General features: G+C 49.3%; 10 protein-coding genes. 7 read left to right on the forward strand and 3 right to left on the reverse strand.

The features are described from left to right. The first annotated feature begins 156 nt into the window (after window positions 1-156). Window positions 157-1,518, forward strand: coding sequence for a glutamine synthetase family protein (locus tag B156_RS0121680; protein ID WP_018621886.1), 1,362 nt, complete (start codon window positions 157-159; stop codon window positions 1,516-1,518). A gap of 39 nt (window positions 1,519-1,557) precedes the next feature. Next, window positions 1,558-2,598 carry an aminoglycoside phosphotransferase/kinase family protein gene (locus B156_RS0121685; RefSeq protein WP_018621887.1) on the forward strand — a complete coding sequence of 347 codons (1,041 nt, stop codon included), beginning with the start codon at window positions 1,558-1,560 and terminating at the stop codon, window positions 2,596-2,598. A gap of 118 nt (window positions 2,599-2,716) precedes the next feature. On the opposite strand, the gene B156_RS0121690 is transcribed toward B156_RS0121685, so the two are convergent. After that, window positions 2,717-4,063, reverse strand: a complete 1,347-nt coding sequence (locus B156_RS0121690) for a Gfo/Idh/MocA family protein (RefSeq protein ID WP_018621888.1) — start codon at window positions 4,061-4,063, stop codon at window positions 2,717-2,719. A 312-nt stretch (window positions 4,064-4,375) separates the two neighbouring features. Here B156_RS0121690 and B156_RS0121695 point away from each other — a divergent pair, with 312 nt between their 5' ends. Both B156_RS0121695 and B156_RS0121705 read left to right on the forward strand, forming a co-directional pair. Continuing rightward, window positions 4,376-7,474, forward strand: coding sequence for a carboxypeptidase-like regulatory domain-containing protein (locus B156_RS0121695; protein ID WP_018621889.1), 3,099 nt, complete (start codon window positions 4,376-4,378; stop codon window positions 7,472-7,474). 156 nt (window positions 7,475-7,630) lie between these two features. Continuing rightward, complete coding sequence (locus B156_RS0121705) at window positions 7,631-9,010, forward strand: APC family permease (protein ID WP_026260972.1); 1,380 nt, start codon at window positions 7,631-7,633, stop codon at window positions 9,008-9,010. Window positions 9,011-9,022: 12 nt separating this feature from the next. Here B156_RS0121705 and B156_RS0121710 read toward each other — a convergent pair whose 3' ends face one another. Together B156_RS0121710 and B156_RS0121715 are read right to left on the reverse strand one after the other, a co-directional pair. Further along, on the reverse strand, window positions 9,023-11,596 hold the full coding sequence (locus tag B156_RS0121710) for a GEVED domain-containing protein (RefSeq protein WP_026260973.1): 2,574 nt from the start codon (window positions 11,594-11,596) through the stop codon (window positions 9,023-9,025). A gap of 236 nt (window positions 11,597-11,832) precedes the next feature. Beyond that, the gene (locus B156_RS0121715; RefSeq protein ID WP_018621893.1) at window positions 11,833-14,784 is read right to left on the reverse strand and encodes an FAD-binding and (Fe-S)-binding domain-containing protein; all 2,952 of its coding nucleotides are present in this window, start codon (window positions 14,782-14,784) and stop codon (window positions 11,833-11,835) included. Window positions 14,785-15,256: 472 nt separating this feature from the next. On the opposite strand from B156_RS0121715, the gene B156_RS0121720 reads away from it, so the two are divergent. The 3 genes from B156_RS0121720 to B156_RS0121730 all read left to right on the forward strand — a co-directional run bounded on the left by B156_RS0121720 (window position 15,257) and on the right by B156_RS0121730 (window position 23,623). Next, window positions 15,257-18,391, forward strand: a complete 3,135-nt coding sequence (locus B156_RS0121720) for a SusC/RagA family TonB-linked outer membrane protein (protein WP_018621894.1) — start codon at window positions 15,257-15,259, stop codon at window positions 18,389-18,391. Between the two features lie 128 nt (window positions 18,392-18,519). Continuing rightward, window positions 18,520-19,995, forward strand: coding sequence for a RagB/SusD family nutrient uptake outer membrane protein (locus B156_RS0121725; protein ID WP_026260974.1), 1,476 nt, complete (start codon window positions 18,520-18,522; stop codon window positions 19,993-19,995). 208 nt (window positions 19,996-20,203) lie between these two features. Then, window positions 20,204-23,623: a VCBS repeat-containing protein gene (locus B156_RS0121730; protein WP_018621896.1), complete on the forward strand. Its 3,420-nt coding sequence runs from the start codon at window positions 20,204-20,206 to the stop codon at window positions 23,621-23,623. Window positions 23,624-23,629 lie beyond the last annotated feature (6 nt).

Here is a 23,629-nt window from a genome sequence, read left to right on the forward strand (position 1 = left end):
GGGAATTTGTCTGCTTTTCCAAAGGGGTACCATCAACTGAAATTGGTTTGATAATCCGCCTGAAACTGATGATTTGGCTGATAGAGGCAAGGGGGAGTTTGGTTTCTGCCAACAGACGTAACATATTGCGGCTGTTATGCGTCAGCCAGAACTGTTATGAATCAGCAAGACATTATCGACTTCATCATCCAGTGCGATAGTCCTAAAATCAAATATGCGTTTACCGACATTGATGGGGTGTTGCGCGGTAAAATCATTCACCGGAAGAAGTTCCTGGATGGCCTGACGGATGGTTTTGGTTTTTGCGATGTCGTCTGGGGCTGGGATTCGTCGGATACGCCTTACGATAATGGACAAACGACGGGCTGGCATTCGGGTTATCCCGATGCACCGGTTCGTATTGATGTGTCAACGTTTCGCCAGCTTCCCTGGGAAGATAACATGCCTTTTTTTCTGGCCGACTTCAGTACTCCCGAAGGGGAAACAACCGTAGCTGCCTGCCCTCGTACACTGCTCAAACGAATAGCGGCACAAAGCCAGGAGATGGGTTTTCATGCCGAATTTGCCCAGGAGTTCGAGTGGTTCAACTTCCGGGAAACCCCGAATAGCCTACAACAAAAAAGCTTCCAGAATCTGGAACCCCTGACACCCGGTATGTTTGGCTATTCCATCCTCCGGCCCTCACTCGAAAGTGCTTTCTATCACGATTTATTTGACCTGTTAGCCCAGTTTGATGTGCCGCTGGAAGGACTTCATACCGAAACAGGGCCTGGTGTTTATGAAGCGGCTATCATGCATGACGAGGTCATTCGGGCCGCCGATAAAGCAGCCTTGTTTAAAACCGGAGTGAAAGAAATTGCGTATCGGTATGGACTTATCGCTACGTTTATGGCTAAGTGGAACGCCGATTTGCCCGGTTGTAGTGGACATATTCACCAGAGTCTCTGGAATAAAGAGCAGACAAAAAACCTGTTTTTCGATGTGTCTAAACCCGATAAGATGAGCGAACTGATGCGGCAGTATATTGCCGGGCAGTTGTACTGCCTGCCGCATATTACACCTATGTTCGCCCCAACTATCAATAGCTACAAACGCCTGGTAGAAGGGGCATGGGCACCCACCACCGTTACCTGGTCTGTCGATAACCGAACCACAGCCTTGCGGGTACTGAACCACAAAGAAGCCTACACGCGGGTTGAACACCGGGTAGCGGGAGCAGACACAAATCCCTACCTAGCCATAGCTGCTTCGCTGGCATCAGGGTTGTATGGAATTCGCCGTAAGCTTTCGCTCGATATCCCGACTTCGGAGGGTAATGGCTATGCCGATAAGCGGAACGGTATTTTGCCAACAAACCTGGACGAAGCAACCCGCGCCATGGCCAATTCGCCCATAGCGGCTGAACTCTTCGGCACCGAATTTGTTGACCATTTCACCCGTACCCGCGATTGGGAATGGCGGCAGTACCTCCGACAGGTGAGTGACTGGGAATTGAAACGATATTTTGAAATCATATAATGTAGAGACGCAAGGTGTTGTGTCTCTACCGTCCGTTTTATGCGTCTTGTCGACTACGCAACGATTATAAAGAAAGCCTGGGCTGAGTTTGATGGTTCTGTGCCCGTGCATAGCATCGAAGATATCAGTGCACGGGTGTCCACCAATCACGTCTTTAAAGTGCGCTTCGAGGATGGCGAACACATCATCGCCAAGATGTCTTATTTTGGCAAATATGAGCACTTTGTAGAAGACCATCGCATCATTCATGCGCTGGCTAACAACCTGTTGTATCCGTTTGAGAATGTGTTGGCTAAGTCATTCGTGCGTAATGGAAAGCTGTTCACCTACCGGCATAAAGACAGCTTTATTGATGCATGGGTGGTGTTTTACAATCCGATAAGGATTCAGCTTAAACTGCCCCGCCGGTTGGAGGAGCACCATATTGCTTTGCTGGGCCGGGAAATCGCGCGGTTTCACAAAGCCTGTTCGCGGGTGAGTACCGTATTGCCCAAATCCAGCAAAACGCTGCGCTCCGATATACGTGGTTTACTGGACATCCTGGATACAGAAGTGGGCCAGTTCGAGCACCGGATGCACATCACTGAATTAAGACGGCAATGCGACCTGTTCCTAACCAACCGACAGAAACTGGTTGCCAAAACGGTGGAGACGATGCCGGTTTTCGTGGACTGGAACATCGGCAACTTTTCCGTGACTGATAATATGGAATTGTACTCCCGCTGGGATTATGACTGGTTCAGGATTAGTTATCGGGTCATGGATTTCTACTTTTTCAGTCGCGTTGTTTCCGATGCCGGTGACCGGACGGTGTTCAGCTACGTAATCGGACCCATGATGGAAGACCGGTTTCTGCTTTTTCTGAAAGAGTACCACAAGGTTTTTCCGCTTACCGAAAACGAGGTTCGTTTTCTGCCCGAAGCCTACCGATTTTTCATTCTCAATTACGTCATCAAATACGGGCGCTATTTTTTCCACCGTACCTACGCTGTGAAGCTCCAGCGAGAGGCTTATGAGACTTACTTTCCGTCTATCGAAACATTCGATGTGGAGAAGATATTGAGGGCTTTGGGCCTTTAGCCGTACACGGGTTCTAAGGTAGGGTTTAAGCAGAACGCAAGTGAGATAGCAGAACGGAAAAAGGCGTAAGACGGTATCGATACCGTCTTACGCCTTTTTCCGTTCTGCTATCTGATCCCTATACCGCTACTGTTTTGCCCGGAACGGCAATAGGATAAAATCCATCTTTGTCGGGTAGGCTTTTGGGTAATGCATCCCATGCCAGCGTAGTGGGGAACAGGTCAATTTGTGAGTTCAATGCTTCTTCCCACTTCACCTGCTTACCGGAATAAGTAGCCATACGGCCCATGAGGGCAGTCAACGTACTTTTGGCAGTCCGTTCGGCATCGGCAAATTTATACTCCCCTTTGGCAATAGCTTCAAATAGCTCATCGTGCTCGATCTGGTAGGGGTTGCCATCTTTTTTGGCGTCATGGGTGTAAATAGGCTGCCCATTGTAGCCCATCAGCGCACTACTTTTCTTTTCAATACCTTCCACTTTACCTTTGGTACCCAGGAACATTTCATCCACCCGGCTATAGGTGCCTTCGTAGTGGCGGCATTGGCTGTTAATGGTTGTTCCGTCCTCATAGACGTAGTCAACGATGTGGTGATCGAAAATTTCGCCGTAATCTTTCCCGGTGCGGACCTGCCGGCCACCCGTTCCCTGGCAGGATACGGGGTAGCCATTTTTTACCCAGTTCGCTACGTCGATATTATGAACGTGCTGCTCGTTGATGTGATCGCCACAGAGCCAGTTAAAGTAGTACCAGTTTCGCATCTGGTAGTCCATCTCCGTTTGATTTGGCTGGCGGGGTTTTTGCCAGACACCGCCACTAATCCAGTAAACCTGACCACCCACAATATCGCCTAACGCACCATCCTGAATGCGCTTGATCATATCGCGATAGCTGGATTGATACCGTCGCTGAAGGCCCGTTACGACGTTTAATTTTTTCTTCTTTGCTTCTTCGGCTGCGGCCAGTACCCGTCGAATGCCGGGCGCGTCGGTAGCAACGGGTTTCTCCATGAATACGTGCTTGCTCTGCCGTACCGCTTCTTCGAAATGGCTGGGACGAAAGCCCGGAGGAGTAGCCAGAATGACCACATCTGCCAAAGCCATAGCCTGTTTGTAGGCATCGAAGCCGACAAACTTATGGTCTTCCGGCACCATTACTTTCGGTGTACCGTCGGCCGCTTTTGCCCCGCGTTCCGTCAAGGCTTTGTAGGCATTGTCCAGCCGGTCCCGGAAGGCATCGGCCATAGCCACAATTTTAACGTTCTGCTTGGTACTGAGTGCCTGCTGAGCCGCTCCTGTACCACGACCTCCGCAGCCAATAAGGGCCACTTTTATCGTATCATTGGCCGAAAAATGATAACCGGCGGCTTTTGTGCCAAAGGGTAGAGTGCTAAGTATAGCTCCGCCAGCGAGCAGGCCGGATGCTTTTAAAAACTCCCGGCGTTCCTGATTTGAATCATGTGCCATGTCGAATGAAATTTTATTATGGAAATTGTCTGATATAGAAGTATATGAGGATCGATATTTACTAAGAAATACAAAAATTGAGCATTAATTTTTTGTGCCGCTACCGGCATACTTTTCTTTAACACTCGATTGGTGTTCCGTTTTATTCTGGTAGTAGATAAGAGAGTTGATAACCTGCTTCTCCGAAAATCTATTCATAATTTAAAAGAAATTTATTAATGGGAAGATTTTTTTGCACAAAACTCATAGTTATCCGTATTTTTATTGTCAAAGTAACCAGGAGTTACATCACTCACCTTTTTCTCATATTTTATGAAAAAATCAATTACCTGTTCGGTGCTTTTTTTAGGAATCGCTGTCTTATTCAGTACCGCCGTACTGGCTCAGACAGAAATAGCCGGGAAAGTAACTGACGAGGCTAAACGGGATGAACTCGCCGGGATTAGCATTGCCGTGAAAGGGAAAGTTATTGGTACAATTACGGACCAAAAGGGTAACTTTTCGCTATCGACCAGTACGCCTACGCCTTTTACCATTGCCGTATCGGGGGTTGGGTTTCAAACCCAGGATTTTGTTGTCAATGGTAGCCGAAGAGACTTGAATGTAAGCCTGAAAGAGCAGGTTCTGTTGGGTCAGGAAGTAGTGGTATCAGCTTCGCGCGTGGAAGAAAGTGTACTTAAATCGCCGGTTTCGGTGGAAAAGATGAGCCTACGCGATATTCAGACGACCCCAGCGGCCAACTTTTACGATGGTCTGGCTAACATAAAGGGCGTTGATATTGCTACGCAGGGCCTGCTCTTCAAATCCATCAACCTGCGGGGTTTCGGCGCAACGGGTAATCCCCGGACCGTACAACTCATCGATGGTATGGACAACTCGGCACCCGGACTGAATTTCCCTATCGACAACATTGCGGGCGTACCAGAGCAGGATGTAGAAAGCGTCGAAATCTTGCCCGGTGCCGCTTCCGCACTCTACGGCCCAAATGCCATTCAGGGGCTGATTTTACTGACCAGCAAAAGCCCGTTTCTATACCAGGGCCTGAGTGCCAACGTAAAAACCGGCATCATGAGCGCATCCAACCGAACTACGGCTAACACGGGCTTCTACGATGCCTCGATTCGCTACGCCAAAGCATTCAATAATAAACTCGCGTTTAAACTGAACCTAGCGTACATCAAAGCACAGGACTGGGAGGCAACCAATTATACCGATCTGAACAACCCCACCAATGCAACCAACACATCGGATCGTACAGCAACTGCACCCAACTACGACGGCATGAACATCTACGGCGACGAAAATCAGCAGAACCTGCGAACCGTTGGCCAGGCCCTGATTGCCGCTAACCGTCTCCCTGCTGCCGCCCTGGCCCTATTTCCTAATACCAACGTGAGCCGGACAGGCTATCAGGAGCGCGACGTGGTTGACTATAACACGAAGAGTTTGAAAATTAATGGGGCACTTCATTATCGCATCACCGATAAAATCGAAGCCATTGGGCAAATAAATTATGGGTTTGGCACAACGGTCTATACCGCCAATGGCCGCTACTCGTTGCGGGACTTTAGCTTAACCCAGGCTAAACTTGAACTGCGGGGCGATAATTTCACGCTACGGGCTTATACTACGCAGGAGCGGTCGGGAAAATCGTATACGGCGGGGCTGGCCACTGTTTACCTAAACGAAGCCTGGAAGCCCAGTCAGCAGTGGTTTGGCGAATATGCCGGTGCCTATGCCCAGGCACGGGGGGGCGGTCAGGCGGATGCGGCTGCTCAGCTTACGGCCCGGGGTGTAGCTGACCAGGGTCGGCCCGTTCCTGGCTCGGATGCTTTTAACACGCTGCTCAACGCCGTAAGTACCGGCTCCATTACAACCGGCAAAGGGGGAGCCTTTGAAGATAACTCGAACCTGTACCATGCCGAGGGTTTGTACAATTTCAAAAATCAGGTAAAGTTTGCCGATGTACTGGTAGGTGCCAACGTGCGACAGTATCAACTTGTTTCCAATGGAACACTCTTTGCCGATCAGGTTGAAGACCGTAACGGCAAAATCAAGATTAATGAGTTTGGCGCATTCATACAGGCCAGCAAGTCGCTGTTTGCTGATCACCTGAAGATAACAGCATCGACACGCTACGACAAGAATCAGAATTTCAAGGGTCAGTTCACGCCCCGCGTCTCGGCGGTGGCCTCGTTTGGTGAGCATAACATCCGGTTATCGTATCAGACTGGCTTCCGCATTCCAACCACGCAGAATCAGTACATCGACCTGCAAACGCCACAGGCCCGGCTTCTTGGTGGTTTGCCCGAATTCTATGATCGCTTTAACCTGGGCAACTCGTACTCCCGGGCCAACGTAACGGCGGTAGGCGCAGCCATCACCGCTACTGGATCCGACCCCGCTTTCCAGGCCCAGCAGGTTCAGGCCTTGACCGGCATCATTACTCCCCAGGTTGTTTCAGCCGTTACAGCGCAGGTTACGGCGGGTGTTACGGCCCAGGTCAATGCCGCCGTTGCCGCCGGTCAGCTTCCTGCCGCTGCCGCTGCCGCTGCTATTCAACAAGGCGTAGCTGCACAACTTGCCACACCTGCTGTTCAGGGACTCATCGCTCAAAACGTAACAGCGCAGGTGACAGCCAATGCGCCTAGTTTCATTCAGGCCCAGGCCGTTGGAGCCAATCTGGGTGGTTTGAAGCCGTACCAGCGAAAAGAGTTCAAGCCAGAACGCGTAGCCAGCTATGAAATTGGGTATCGGAGCGTGTTCAACAAGAGGCTATTGGTAGATGCGTATTATTATTACAGCGTTTACACCAACTTTATCGGTGGGGTAATTCTGTTACAGCCAACGGCCTCGCTGGCACCGGGCCTGTTATCAATCGCATCGGGGGTATTTAGTGGCGGAACGCGCAAAGTTTATTCAGTAGCGGCCAACAGCAGCGAACAAATTACGGCATCGGGCTGGGCCATTGGCCTGAACTACGCGCTGAACAAAGGCTACGGCCTGTCGGGTAACCTTGCTAATAACCAATTGAACAACTTTGTACCAACGGAAGAACTGCAGACATCGGGTTTCAACACACCCAAATACCGCTGGAATCTTGGCTTCACCAAGCGGGCCGTGGGTGGCTCGAACATTGGCTTTGGAATTGCCTTCAAGCACCAAAGTTCGTTCGAGTGGCAGGGTTTTGGTCAACCAACCGAAGTGGGTGTACCGCTTTACAGCAACACCATCGTGCCGGTTATCAACAATCTCGATGCGCAGGTGAACTACAAAGTGCAGAGTCTCAAGTCAATTATTAAAGTGGGGGCCACCAATCTGTTCGGTAAGCCCTATTTTCAGGCATATGGTAGCCCTTACATTGGCACAACATATTACGTAGGCCTAACTTTTGACGAATTGCTTAACTGATTCGTTTGTTTGCCAGGGCCAGAAAGCCCCGCTGTGTACTAGGCAGCGGGGCTTTCTGGTGCAAGTAGCTGTCTAAATACATGCGTTGATTCCGAACTTTTAACCAGGTTCTGCCCTTTTTTAGAATATTATCTGGCTACACAATTCACTACCCTTTTGACTCCAGCGATACCCCCCGATCAATTTCCTGATTCGTCACCCCCGGCAGGGGAGTTACCTCGTCGGTTAACGCTGTTGCAGGGTACCGCGCTGAACATGATCGATATGGTCGGTATCGGCCCGTTTGTGGTGCTGCCTTTGGTTATTAAAACGCTGGGTGGTTCCCTCTTTTTATGGGCCTGGGTGCTGGGTGCCGTTGTGTCGCTGGTCGATGCGTTCGTTTGGGCGGAGTTGGGTGCCGCTTTCCCAAAGGCTGGTGGAAGCTACAACTTCCTGAAAATATCGTACGGCGAACAACGCTGGGGGCGCTTACTATCATTCCTGTATGTGTGGCAAACGCTCATCCAGGCACCTCTGGTTGTGGCTTCCGGCGCTATCGGATTTGCCCAGTATGCTTCGTACCTGTTACCGCTGGAGGAATGGCAGCGCAAAGCCGTTTCGGGCATAGTTGTGCTCATAATTATCGCGTTACTCTACCGGAAAATTGACTCGATTGGTAAGATAGGCCTGATTATGTGGGGAGCTGTACTGCTCACGCTGGGCTGGATTATTATTGGTGGCCTGAGTAATGCCCGGATTCCTTTATCAGAAACACTAAGCTCCATTGGGTCGGTTAGTGGTGGGGTACTGGCGGCCGGGTTGGGGCAGGCATCTGTCAAAATAATCTACTGCTATCTGGGCTACTATAATGTGTGTCATTTGGGGGGCGAAATTCAGCGTCCATCCCGCAATATTCCAGCCAGCATATTTATTTCTATCGTTGGTATAGCGGGCTTGTATTTACTGATGAATCTGAGCGTTGTTAGTGTAGTGCCCTGGCGAATTGCCCAAAACAGCGAATTCATTGTCAGCACGTTTGTTGAAACGCTGTATGGGCCCCGTGCGGCTCAGTTGGCAACTGTACTGGTGTTGCTGGTGGCTTTCTCCTCCCTGTTTGCGGTACTCCTGGGCTATTCACGCGTACCCTACGCGGCTGCCATAGATGGGCAGTTCTTTAAAATCTTCGCCCGCCTGCATCCAACCCGCCATTTCCCGCACGTGTCGCTGCTACTGCTGGGAGGATTAGGTTTCGTATTTAGTTTATTCTTTCGCCTTGGCGATGTGATTACGGCTATCCTGGCCATGCGAATTGTGGTGCAGTTCGTTGGTCAGGCCATTGGATTACTGCTGCTTCACCGCAGGCGGGCCGCCGACATGTTCCCGTTTCGAATGCCTCTTTATCCATTACCCGTTGTGCTGGTCATTGGTATCTGGCTCTTCATCTTCTTCTCTACCGGGCTCACGTTTATGCTGTCGGGACTCGTTGTCATTGCCCTGGGTATCGTCGCTTTTTTGCTTTCTGCTCGGTTTCGGAAGCAGTGGCCATTTGGCCGCTAGTAGCGTGTAATGTCATGGCGTTCCCACGCGTAGATCAATCAGCGCCACGTCATCCTCCCCGTTGAGATTATTGGCATTTGGCGTTACTGAACCGGGTTTTGAATCCGGGTCGGGTGTACCGGCAGACCATATCTGAGCTGCATTTAAGAGGTATCCTGCCGTGGTGGTTGATGCAATAAAAATCAATTGAGCGTTTACCCCTGATGCGAGTGAAGCCACTCTCCCCTCAACAATCGTATAGCCATTTCCGCTGGAAACTACACTCATACCTGTGGGGGAAGAGGTGAAGGTAAGCCCCCGCAACGTATCCCGCACCACTATATTCGAGGCCGTTATTCCCCCTGCGTTAGCAATAGTAATCGTAAATGTTGACGGCTGCCCCACTCTAAGTGTTCGTTTATCAACCGTTATTGCCAGAGAGAGATCCGCTTTGGCCGGGTCGGGTGTGGGCTGATTAGGCAAGACGGTCGGTAGAGGAGTCTGTTCCGGATTAGGCGAGCTATAAAAAGCCGTAGTAGTGGTGCTGCTATCCGGCGTTCGCATATCCACTGTAGCAGTATCATCCTGTCCATCACCCGTGCCGGAGCCGGGCTGACTGTCGGGATCAAATTGATCGCTGGTTATAATCTGAGCCGCGTTGCTGTATACGCCCGGCTGCGTTGGCCGAAGCAGGTAAGAAACGGTGGTGGCCTGACCTGCACCCAGCGAGAGACTATTCGTGCCACTTACGGCTGTTGATGAGCCAGTTATGCCCGGACCGCCACTAACAAACACTAAGCCTTGAGGAAGTCTGTTTTGCCACTGGACTCCCGTTGCATCGAAAGGGCCATCATTACGGATAGTTAGTGAGTAACTGACGGGTTGATTCACCACCACAGTTCGGCTACTGGTTTGTAAGGACAAACTTAAATCAGTACTGTTAACTACGTTAAACGCATAATCTTCGGTTTCTCCGTAATTATAATTGCCGCAGGGATTAGTGGGAGAAACGTTGTAAGCCACGATAATCCGCAGGTCGAGTTTTCCTGTAGTAAGGCTGGCAGGGAAGGTTAGGGAACCAGAAAACTGGCCGGTTACAATGGGGGACTGATACAGTAGTTCGCCCTGATTTGCTTCAAAGGCATTGTTATGGTTCAGGTCTGCCCAGATAGTTACTCCTTCCGGCTCCGTTGCCGATAAAAGGGTTCCGGTGAATGTGTAGGAACTTCCCGCAGTTATTTTAGCTGAGATAGCTGTACTGGAACTGTACCCACTCGTTGAGCAACTGGTATTCTGGCTTATCACAATGCCATTCAGTATAAAGCCATTCAGCCCATCACCAAACTCACAGCCGTCGGTACCATACGTAGGATGGCAGGTAGCCGTTGTAACACTAGCGGTTGGGCTTAGGCCGGTGGTAGTCGAGTTGGAGGGTTTAATCCGGTAATAGTAGGTAGTGAATGCAGTCGTTTTTGTGTCCGTAAAGGTCGTTGTATTTGGTCCAACGCCCCCAATCAACACAAAACCCGATGAGGGAGATAAGGAACGCTCAATGAAGTAGCCCATTTCATTCGTTCCATTGTCCTGCCAGGTTAAGGTGACCTGGTTATTGGATAAGGATGCTGCTACGTTACTGGGTGGTAATACCAGCGTGGGGGGATAGTTTAAACTGTAGGCCGTGTGCGACTGGCGAAGGGCCAGCCCGGCTTGCATACGATCAAATTGCCCAGCGGTGAAGTTGTGCGTACAGGGGAAATAGTACGACATTATATTTTGAACAGATGGCGAATACAGCATATTGTTAGCATCCCGTGCTGTGCTGTTGGGGTTGTAAGTCGGACAACCATTCGCGTCATTAATCAAACTAGTTCCTTGTTTGCCATAGGGATCGGCGGGTGTATCGCAAACCAGATCGCCTGCTATTGCGCAGTTAGCGCCAGCACCCCGGGTTACCAGTTCGGTTGTGCCCGCTGTACCATTGTTGTCGCCAAAGGTATGAATCAGGTTAAACGTATGCCCTAACTCATGCGGAATGAGCCGGTTACCCATGTCATCCAGATTGTAATATTCATTTAGAATGAAGGATCGGGTAGACGGTACATCATTGCTGGGGTAGTAAGCGTAACCTCCGATATTAGCCGAGAAATTGTTGACGTAATATTGATTAAGCGCATTCGTAACGTCGTGACCAGACGCTACGGCATCCTCATCGACTATATTATAACTAGCGTAGTAGGCGTCATTGTCGACATAATCAGGCGTAGTGCCCGCCAGGTAAAACTGGATGCCATAGTTGTTGAGCAGGTAATACGAATTAGTGGTGGCTATAACCTGATTGAGGTTGGCCAGCGACATACCGCCCGTTCCGTCACTTCGGCGCAGAATATGTGGCCGGATGGGTACATACGTAACGGAAGTAAAAGCAGCATTGGTACCTTTCTTCGAGATGAGCGCGTCATGAGCCTGCTGCTCCAGCATCTGCCGCTGTGCGGAGGTAAGGTCAGGGGCAGCGCATTCAACAGGAATTGGTTTGTGGCGTTGAGCGACCACGGAGCTACAAAACATCAGAAGCACACCCAGCCATAATAGCCAGTAACTATTTCTCATAAATACTACGGATTGACAATTTTTCTGATGTTGTAACTCTTGTCGTATTTCGAGCAATATTTATGCCATATATGAACCGATTTTAATGGATTGGTAAAATTATAACTGGCTTACTAAGCATAAATTAGGACATGGTATACCAGTTTATAATTTTGGTAGACATTGCAGTTGGATACAGTAATAGCTGCGTGGAAGAGCGCGCTCTTCTTGTGAAAAATGGCTGTTTACCTATTGGTCTACGCCAAAGCAGCAAACAAAATCTCTGCCGGGTGGATAGCTTTACGAGAGGTACCATCTTTAATCTGATGGCGACAGGAAGTGCCCGGTGCTGCAATTATAACGTCGTCGGGCTGCTGACGAACAGCAGGAAAAAGGACCAGTTCGCCCACTTTCATTGATACCTCATAGTGTTCGGCTTCGTACCCAAATGAACCGGCCATGCCACAGCAGCCGGATGGGATCAGTTGTACCGTGTAGTTTTTGGGTAAAGACAAGGCTTTTTTGCCCGGTATTAGTGAAGATACCGCTTTCTGCTGGCAATGCCCGTGAAGCTTGATGAGCCGCTTCTGGTCCGTAAATTGATCGGGTCGGATACGTCCGGCTTCCATTTCCCGCGCTATAAATTCTTCGAAGGTCAGGGTGTTTTGGGCCAGGTGTCTGGCACTGGCTACAAGGGATTCATCGACCAGGTCAGGATATTCATCCCGGAATGTGAGAATGGCCGACGGTTCCAGGCCTACCAGGGACATTTCGTCCGTTATCACATCTTTCAGGAGTCGCACGTTTTTCTCAGCCAGGGTCTTCGCGTACTTCAGCATACCCTTCGAGAGGGCAGCTCTGCCACTCTCCCCGTGCTCAGGAATGATTACTTCATAGCCCAGACGCTCAAAAAGCTGAATTGCTTTCTGCCCAACCTGTACGTCATTGTAGTTGGTAAACTCATCGCAGAAAAGATACATGCGCATTGGGCCAGTAGCCTGTAAACCCGTTTTACGCTTTTTAGCCCAGCTTTTAAGCGTGGTACCTTCCAATAGCGGCATCGTCCGGTCGGGGTGAAAACCGACCACCCGATTCGCCAGGCGCCGAAGCCAGGGAGTGCCCAGCACTCCATTCCAAGCCCAGGGAACCAGCGAAGCGAGTGATGACAAACGGGCAAAGTTGGCAATCAGCCGGGAGCGAATCGGAATGCCGTTGGCATCATAATAATGCTGTAAAAATTCGGCCTTTAATTTTGCCACATCCACATTCGACGGGCATTCGTTCTTACAGCCTTTGCAGGAAAGACACAAGTCATAGACTGCTTTGATTTCTTCGTGGTCAAACCGGTTTTCTTTTGGAGAATGGGTCAGCATTTCACGCAGAATGTTGGCCCGCGCCCGCGTAGTGTCTTTCTCGTTTCGGGTGGCCATATAACTGGGGCACATGGTACCGCCGGAAGCCTCGGTTTTGCGGCAATCGCCCGAGCCGTTGCACTGCTCGGCATGTTGCAGTACGTTCTGGTCGTTGTAGCGGAAGTAAGTCTGGAAATCGGGCGTTTTCTGGTTGGCTTCATATCGTAAAAACGTATCCATGGGGGGCGTTTCCACAATTTTGCCGGGGTTGAAAATACCCTCCGGATCCCAGGTATGTTTTAGCTGACGCATCAACTCATAATTGTGTGCACCCACCATTTGTGGGATAAACTCGCCCCTCAGTCGCCCGTCACCATGTTCGCCCGATAGTGAACCATCGTATTTTTTAACCAGCTTGGCAATTTCTTCCGCAATCATCCGGTACTGCTGGTGTCCTTCGGCGGTTTTGAGGTTAATGATGGGGCGTAGATGTATTTCGCCCGAGCCCGCGTGAGCGTAGTGAACCGCGTGCATGTTGTGCTTGGTCAGGATGTCATTGAAGTCGCGGATATAGTCGGGCAGGTCAACCACATCAACGGCCGTATCTTCAATAACCGCTACTGCTTTGGCATCGCCTGGCAAATTACCCAGCAAGCCAAGCCCTGCTTTACGAAGCGTCCATATTTTTTTGGTATCGTCGCCGAACAACAATGGATAGTGATACCCCAGGCCAGCCGTCCGCATGTCGGCTTCCATAGCAGTAGCCAATTGCTCAATCTCCTCTCTCGTACCGCGCGAGAGGTCGACTACGAGGATAATGGGGAAATGATCCGTTGGGGTTTTCTGGACAAAAAAGCTGTTTTTCTGTTGTTCAGGATTCGTTGCCGCCCGTTCCAGAATAATATCATCAATTAGTTCGACCGCGTACGGTTTGTAGGGTAACGCTACCAGCGTTGCCCGTAAGGCTTCGTCGATGGAGTGACAGTGAATACATACCAGGCCGCTTTCTTTGGGGGGCAGTGGAACCAGATTCAGCTTGATTTCCGTCATGAAGCAAAGCGTACCCTCGGAACCCGCAATGAATTTTGCCAGGTTAAATGGCTCACCCGCTTCCGCAAACGGTTGCATGTCGAGCAGGGTATCCAGAGCATAGCCTGTATTCCGTCGCTCAATTGACTTTTTAGGGAAGTTGCGTCGGATTTCTTCCTGATTGTCTGAATCCGACAAGATTGCATTCGTTTTCAGCAGGATCTTATCGGCCAGGGTAGCGGTTCCGTTCCGGCGGCTGGCTTCGCTTACCGATTTGGTAAAGTCCCAACCACTCATCTCTTTAAATTCTACTTCAGAACCATCGGCCAGTAAGGCTTTTACAGAAAGGGTATGCTCACGCGTGGCCCGGTATACAATGGAGTTGGAGCCGCAGGAATTGTTGCCCACCATGCCGCCAATCATGGCCCGGTTGGCCGTAGAAGTTTCGGGACCGAAGTATAAACCGTATGGTTTTAAAAACTGATTCAACTCATCGCGAATGACACCCGGCTGCACCCGAACCCAGTGTTCTTCCGGGTTTATTTCCAGAATTTTTGTGAAATGTTTGGATACATCGACCACAATACCATTGCCTACTACCTGACCGGCCAGAGACGTACCGGCAGTACGCGGAATAAGCGACGTTTTGTGCTTACTGGCAAACAGGATAAGCGTCTTTAAATCATCGACTGTTTTTGGGATAGCCACCGCAGCAGGCATTTCCCGATAGGCAGAGGCATCAGTAGCGTACAGAGTCCGGTGCGTGTTGTCGAAGAAGAGATCACCTGTTAGTTGATTAGCTAAGGAGTTAAGCGTTTCTATACTCATGGAGGCATACAGACTGGCCGTCAGTCGGAAAAATTAGTGGGCAAAATTAAATGTAATTGACACAAATTTCTGGTGGCAGTTATGAAAAATGATTGGCTTTTATTAGAAAAATTATAATTTTTCTAAGTCCATTTTTCCAATCAACTTGCTGACTACTAATTATATAACACATTTTTATGTGTTTAAGGCAAGGAAATAGTTTAATTTTTACAATCTTTTTAAGAAAAATTATGATACGATTTTGACGGTAACCAAGCAATTTTTACCCTCAGGGCATTTGTATTTTCATTTTAACATGCTGTAATTCGCTAAATGATTCAGGTTTAGATTCTATAAATTCCTTTCAGACTACTAAAGATTTAATAAGATGAAACCATATGTTTACCTTAGTAGTGATAGAAAACAAAGGATAATACTAGCCTGAACGCTGATTAATTTAATAACCTATTTTCAAATTTTTTACTGTAAACCTATGATGGATAAATCCTACAAAATTAACCGCTTCGGTGGCGACGTAGGTCAGGTTGGGTCATTCCAACCTAAACTTTTCGGGAAGAAAGCCTTATTCAGCTTTCTGGCTATGCTGGCAATGATGCTGCTGATTGGTAATTCAGCAGCATGGGCTCAGGGCCGCACCGTTACCGGGAAAGTTTCTGACCCCACTGGCTTTGGCTTGCCAGGAGTGAGTGTTCAGCTTAAAGGTACCCAACGTGGTACAAATACCGATGCGAATGGGGCGTTTACGCTGTCTGACGTACCCGACAATGCAACGCTGGTGATGAGTTTTATTGGTTACACATCGCAGGAAGTTGTGGTAGGCAATCGCTCGACGGTGGACGTTAAACTAGCCGACGACACGAAAGCACTGGAAGAAGTGGTTGTAGTGGGATACGGTACAGCTAAACGGAAAGACCTGACCGGATCGGTGGTGCAGGTAACGGCTAAGGATTTTAACGCCGGGGTAAACCCAAACCCACTGCAGGCTATTCAGGGTAAAGTAGCCGGTCTGGTTATTACATCCCCCTCCGGCGACCCGAATACACAGCCAACCGTTCGTCTGCGCGGTTACACGTCGCTGGCTGGTGGCTCCGATCCACTCTATGTAGTAGATGGTATGATTGGGGTGCCTATTAACACTATCTCGCCTTCCGATATTGAGTCGATGGATGTACTGAAAGATGCTTCGGCAGCCGCTATCTACGGTTCACGGGCGGCAAACGGCGTTATCCTGATTACGACCAAGCGTGGTAAGTCGGGTAGAACAACCGTAACGTTCAACAACTACGTGGGTGTATCTACTATCTCCAGGCAGTACGACATGCTGGACGCACAGGGATACCGGGATGCTGTTACTAAAATCAAAGGAGCTACTTCGCTGGCTGACCAACAGCGCTTTCCAGCCGGGAACTTTAATACCGACTGGACAAAGGAAGTGACGCAGAATGGAACTGTCAACAACCACGATATCGCTATTGCGGGTGGTTCACCAGCGTTCAGCTACCGGGGTTCGGTCAACTACATCAATCAGAACGGTATTATCAAAAATACGGGTCTTGATCGTATAACAGGCCGTATCAACCTCGATCAAAAAGCGTTCGACAACCGTCTGAATATTCAGTACAATCTATCGTACTCCGAAACGAACAAGAAGTACGACAGTGGTATTATTGGCCGGGCCGTTACGTTCCTGCCAACATTACCGGTTCGTAACGCGGACGGATCGTATTATGAAGTAGGCGGTAGCTTTGACCTGTTCAATCCGGTTGCCATGCAGGAAAACATCATCAACAACGGTGTTCAGCGGTACTTGCAGGGGGGTATGAACCTGCGCTACGAGATACTGGACGGATTGACGGTGGGCGTTAATGGTCAGTTACAGCGGGATAACACCGTCAACAACTTCTACACCAACCCAACCATCAAAGCGTTTGCTGCTAACAATGGCCGGGCGAGCCGGAACTTCTCGGAAGATAACAATAAGCTGCTGGAGTTGACGGCCAATTACACGAAAGGGTTTGGTAGTGATCCGAACAATAACTTTTCGCTGTTAGGCGGGTATTCGTACCAGCAATTTGACCGCGATGGTTTTGGTGCGGCTAACTCCGGTTTTGTAACGCCCGACATCAACTTTAGCAATCTGGGCCTGGGCTCCGGTACTATTGTCAATCCGGGTAACAACTATACATCGTCGTACCGCAATCAGAACAAACTGATTTCCTTCTTCGGTCGGGCAACGGTGAACTTGAATGATAAATACAACGTAACGGCAACGTTACGCCGGGATGGTAGTTCTAAATTTGGCGCTAACAACAAGTGGGGTATGTTCCCATCGGTTGGTGCAGGCTGGACAATCTCGAACGAATCATTCTTCCCAAAGGGCAACACGCTTAATTTCCTGAAACTGCGCGTTGGCTACGGGGCAACGGGTAACTCGGAAGGTATTTCTCCCTACAACTCCATTCAGTTGTACGGTCAGAAAGGTACCTATTATGATGGTACGCTGGGTGACTTCCTGCCAGGCTATGGTATCACACAAAACGCGAACCCAAACCTGAAATGGGAAATATTGACAACCTCCAATGTAGGTCTGGATTTCCAGTTGCTCGGTGGGAGGTTCTCTGGTACGGTAGAATACTACAATAAACTGACTAAGGATATGCTTTATCCCTATTCAGTACCTGCCGATGGAGTTACCTATTTCTCCAATACCATTCTGGCTAACGTAGGTTCGATGCGAAACAGCGGTTTTGAGTTGTCGTTTGGTGGTGATGTAATCCAGAAGGATAACTTCTCCTGGAACTCCCGCATTGTAGGTGCTTACAACAAAAACACGATTGTTTCACTTTCGAACGATCAGTTCAGCAATGGACAGGTTCGTTTTAACGCCTTTAACGGTCGTGGTCTGTCCGATGTATTTGCCTCTTATCTGACCCCTGGTCAGCCGCTGGGCGAGTTCAACAACGTGCCAACCTTCACCGGAGCCTACTCGGCTGATGGACAACCATTGCTGAAAGCCGCTTCGGGCGACACACCGGTAACGGATGTATCGAAGGCAGACGCGGCTGCGGCAATTACAGCCGGTTCTCCATTGAAACAGGGTAATCCGCAACCGTTCCTGACTGCGTCGTACATAAATACGTTCCGTTACAAAGGATTTGACGTATACTTTCAGTTACGCGGAACGTTTGGTAATACCATCCTGAACGCCATACGGTCAAACCTGCTGATACCAGGCTCTATTCTGGAGACGAACATGCTGAAGGGCGTAACGGATTTCCCGAACGGTTATGGCGTGAACGTGCTGTCGACAAACTGGCTGGAAAGCGGTTCATTCGTTCGGTTCGACAACTGGCAGGTAGGCTACACTATTCCATTGCCTGCCAGCAAGTACATCACCAATGCCCGTATTTATGCCGGTGGTAATAACCTGTTCATCCTCACCAAGTATAAGGGTATCGACCCGGAGTTACAGGTTAAGGCTGATTTACAGAACAATGGCACCATCCAGCAGGCACCTAATGCCGTTGGCTTGGACGGTGGTGGGTACGGAAACGTTGTTTACCCTAAAACGCGTACGTTCCAGTTGGGTATTAATTTAACCTTCTAGTGACAGGTTTTCACTAACCGGGTTTTGTGCAAAATAATATCCGGTTAGTGAAAACCGTTTTCTTTAACACATCGTTAGTATCATACTGTAGGTAAAGCGATGTAACTAATTAATTATCAAAAACTTCCATGAGACAAATAAACATAAAAATGCTTCTGGGTTGCTCAGTCCTGTTACTGGCAACCCAGGCGTGTACTGATCTTACCGAAACTACGTACGACGTTATTCCAACTAGTGGTACGTTTGGTAGCACGGCAGGTCAGCAGGCAGCCCTGATCGGGCCATTATACAATGGTCTGGGTGATTATCACGGCAATATGTCCAACCTGAATGCAACGACGGATGAGATGATTGTACCCACCCGGGGTGGTGATTGGAAAGATGGCGACAACTGGAAGCGGTTGTATCAGCATACCTGGGACCCCATTACGGACAATGGACAATTTAATGGCCCCTGGACCTGGTGTTATAACAACATCACGTCTATCAACCAGCAATTGGGCACCATTACGGATGCCAAAACTAAGGCTGAGTTGAAGGCACTACGTGCTTTCTTCCATTATCAGGCTATGGATCTGTTTGGCAACGTCATCATTTCTGACTCTGTGGGAGCCACAACGCCAAAGCAGAATACCCGAGCGGAGGTATTTGCCTTTGTAGAGAAAGAGTTGCTGGCCGCACGTCCTAACCTGAGCAATGTTTCAGGTGGTGCCTACTATGGCCGGATGAACAAGTACGTGGCTGATATGATTCTGGCGAAGTTGTACCTCAATGCGCAGGTGTATACGGGTACTCCGCGCTGGGCTGATGTTATAGTACGCACAGACAGTATTATTAAATCCGGCAAATTCCAGCTCGCTGGCGATTATCTGAGCAATTTCGCCGTTCAGAACCAGAACTCGCCGGAAACTATTCTGGCTACTCCTTTCGACAAATCGAAGCGGGGGGGCTTTCACCCGCAGATGCAGACGCTTCACTACCTGAACCAGTTGACCTATAATCTGGGCACGGCTCCCTGGAATGGTTGGGCAACGGTAACGGAGTTCTACAACTCCTTCGACGACAAGGATGCTCGTAAAAAGCAGTGGATTGTTGGTCAGCAGTATACAGCGGCAGGCGTTCCCTTGATGGATGACGCCCTGCCGATGGTATTCCGGCCTGAAGTTGAGGCATTCGAGTTCGCTGCCGGTGCGAGTGGCCGTTTGGCTGGTGCCCGGAGCCAGAAATATGAGATTCAGAAAAACAACACGTTTACGGAACAGGATAACGATTTTGTCGTTTACCGGTTGGCGGATGTGTATCTGATGCGGGCGGAGGCTAATATGCGGTTAGGTAACATGGGTGCTGCCTTGCCAGACTTGAATCTGGTTCGTGCCCGTGCTGGTATGCCTGCCTACACCACAATCACGCTGGATGAACTGCTGGCCGAACGTGGACGTGAGTTAGCCTGGGAGCAACATCGTCGTCAGGACCTGATTCGGTTTGGGCAATACAATAAGGCCTGGCGCTTCAAGCCTGCTGATCAGGCGTTCCGGAATATATTCCCAATTCCAAAGGACCAGCTATCGCTGAATCCTAACCTGAAGCAGAATCCTGGCTACTAATAGCTAACCTAAGGCGTAAAAAAAGCAAGCCCAGTTGGGCTTGCTTTTTTGTGTTTAAGGGCTGATTAAAAGCCAATTAATTGAACTGTAAGGACTAATAAGGCCCTATAATTCGTTACATTTGTAGTCCCTTACGATTCAAATCAGGCAAACTTGTTTTCTGCCCTTCGCTTTGCGAACCCGATCTATTTTTCATGTATTTGTATTAATGCGTATTAGTTTACTTATCCTGGTAATTGGCTTGGTAGCCAGTTGCCGGTCAAAGCCGCAAACTCCCTCAGACCCCCTGTTCCGAAAGCTGTTGCCTGATGAAACCCACGTTGATTTCGCCAATACTGTTACCGGCGATCAGGATTTTAACATCTTTAATTACCGTAATTTTTACAACGGAGGGGGCGTAGCCATTGGGGATATTAATAACGATGGACTGTCTGATATTCTAATGATCGCCAACATGGGCGACAACAAACTATATCTAAACAACACCTCTGCTGGCACTGGCAAAATTCAGTTCAAAGACGTAACGGCCAGGGCAGGTGTAGCCGGGAAACGAGCCTGGAGTACAGGAGCCACTTTTGCTGATGTAAATGGTGATGGCCGTCTTGATATCTATGTATGTAACGCTGGTAATCGTGATGGCGATGACCGGGCTAACGAACTCTTCATTAACAATGGCAATGACGCCAGCGGAGTGCCCACCTTCACGGAAAGGGCCGCAGAATATGGTCTGAATGATCGGGGTTACTCTACCCACGCGGCTTTCTTCGATTATGACCGCGATGGGGACCTCGATATGTATTTACTCAACAACAGTTTTATGCCCGTCGGGCGGCTGGCTTATGCTAATTTACGGGCGCAGCGGGATTCGCTGGGGGGGCACAAGCTGTTCAGAAACATGACTGTAGAGAACAGAAAGGGCAACGGTAAAACGGCGATTGTTTTTGTTGATGTATCGGAACAGGCTGGTATTTATGGAAGCCTGATTGGTTTTGGTCTGGGCATTACCATTGGTGATGTGAATGACGATAATTGGATGGATATCTACATCTCCAATGATTTTTACGAGCGCGACTATCTCTACATCAACAACCACGACGGTACTTTCCGGGAGTCGATAAAGGAGTCTATGCCGCATACCAGCCTATCGTCCATGGGGGCTGATGTTGCCGATGTCAATAACGATGGCAAGCTCGATATATTCATAACGGATATGCTGCCCGGCAACGACCGGCGCCTGAAAAAGACCTCTACATTCGAGGGGCACGATCTGGAGCAGATTAAAGTTGGTCGCGATTTTCACTATCAGATCATGCAGAATATGCTGCACCTGAATCAGGGTAATCAGCCCGGTAACAACAATTTGCCGACGTTTAGCGATGTGGCTCGGTTTGCCGGCGTTCAGGCAACGGACTGGAGTTGGGGCGCCCTGATTTTTGACATGGATAACGATGGGCGCAAAGACATTTTTGTGGCTAACGGTATCGCTAAAGATGTAACCGATCAGGACTTCGTCAATTTTCTGGCTGATGGAGAAAATATGGCTCAAATTGCCCGGCAGCGCAAGTTCAACTTCAAGGAGTTTCTGGATAAAGCAACGTCTGAACCGTTGCCAAACTACGCTTTTCATAACGAAGGGAACATCCAGTTCACCAACAAAGCTTTTGACTGGGGTTTGGCGGAGCCAGGCTTTTCGAACGGAGCTGCCTATGGTGATCTGGATAATGATGGCGACCTGGACCTGGTCGTGAATAATATGAATTCACCAGTGGCCATCTATCAAAATCAATCGGTTGAGAAACATAAAACGAATTACTTAAAAGTAAAGCTGGAAGGAGCAGGACTCAATAAGAATGCGATTGGTACCCGGGTACTAGTATATCAGGCGGGGCAAACGCAGTTACTGCAACAAATGCCAAATCGGGGTTTCGAATCCTCGGTAGACCTGAATATGGTATTCGGCCTGGGAAACAACCCAACCATTGATTCGCTGGTGGTTGTCTGGCCAACTGATCGGAAACAAATCATACGCAGGCCACGGGCCAATCAGCTTCTAACGCTCCGCGAAGCGGATGCAACGCAGGTGTGGAAACCAGCCGTTATTCTGGAGAAGCCCGCCTTTCAGGAGTTTACAACTATATCAGGGCTTAACTTCCAGCATACTGAAAGCAGTTTTGTGGATTACAACCGCGATGCACTGCTCAAACAGCAGTTTTCTACCCAGGGGCCAGCCCTGGCAACGGGAGATGTGAATGGCGATGGACTGGATGATGTGTTTTTAGGTGGTGCCAGCGGTCATGCAGGACACCTGTTTATACAGCAACCGGGAACGGGACGGTTTACGGACAAAACGTCCGTTGCAATGAAGCAGGACACGGTTTCAGAAGCAGTGGATGCCGCTCTCTTTGATGCTGATGGTGATAAGGATTTGGACTTATATGTAGTGACGGGTAGCAATGAGTTTCGCGCCGAGTCGGACGATCTGTTAGATTACCTCTACCTGAACGATGGAAAAGGTAATTTCACGCAATCTGAAACGAGTATACCCAGTCTCAAACAAAGTGGTTCCTGTGTGGCAGCGGGGGATTTCGATCAGGACGGGGATATTGATCTGTTCGTGGGTGGGCGACTCATTCCCGGTCAGTACGGGCGTGATCCATCCAGCTACCTGCTCACGAATGATGGCACGGGCAACTTCAAAAATTATACGAAGCGTATTTTACCAGACATTGATAAGCTGGGGATGGTAACGGGCGCAACCTGGGCTGACCTGAACGGGGATAAATACCCCGAACTAATTGTGGTTGGCGATTGGGCACCCATTCAGGTTTTCGAGAACAAGCGAGGTAAGTTGAGTCAGAACCCCGAACTCATTATAAAGGATGTGCAGGGGCAAGCTATCAAAACTAATGGCTGGTGGAACTGCGTAACCGCAGGGGATGCCGATGGCGATGGCGATATGGATCTGGTGGTGGGCAACCTGGGGCTGAACTCTCGCATTCGGGCTACCCAAACGGTACCGGCTGAACTTTACGCCGGCGATTTTGACAATAATGGCACTGTGGAGCAGATTATAAACTGCGCCGATGAAACGGGTGAGGTGTATCCGATGGTGTTGAAAAACGACCTCCAGAAAGTGATGCCCGCTATCAAAAAGAAATTCGTGAAGTTTAACGACTATGCGGGCAAGAAAATAAATGAAATTCTGGACGAAGACCAGTTAAAGCAGGCGGCAGTCAAACAAGCGTATACGGGTGCAACAGCTATCCTGCTCAATAATGGCAAAGGTGGCCTTACGTTTCAGGCGTTGCCAACTGAAGCCCAGCTTTCCCCTATAAGTAGCGTTGTTTTTATGGATTATGACCATGATGGCCGAACGGACCTTGTGTTGGCAGGTAACTTTTTGGACGTACTCCCCGAGATTGGTCGGTACGATGCCAACTACGGTGTCATCCTGCGAAATAAGGGTAAAGCTGCCAACAATACCATTTCATACGAGTCCGTTAATCCTGCCATCTCCGGCTTTTTTGTACGGGGGCAGGTTCGGCACATGGCAAGGCTGGCTCAGGGTCAATTTGTACTGGCCAAAAACAACGACCGCGCCCAGCTATTTAATCTCACTACTAAGTAAACAGAC

The sequence above is a fragment of the Spirosoma luteum DSM 19990 genome (assembly GCF_000374065.1).
Lineage (GTDB): Bacteria > Bacteroidota > Bacteroidia > Cytophagales > Spirosomataceae > Spirosoma > Spirosoma luteum.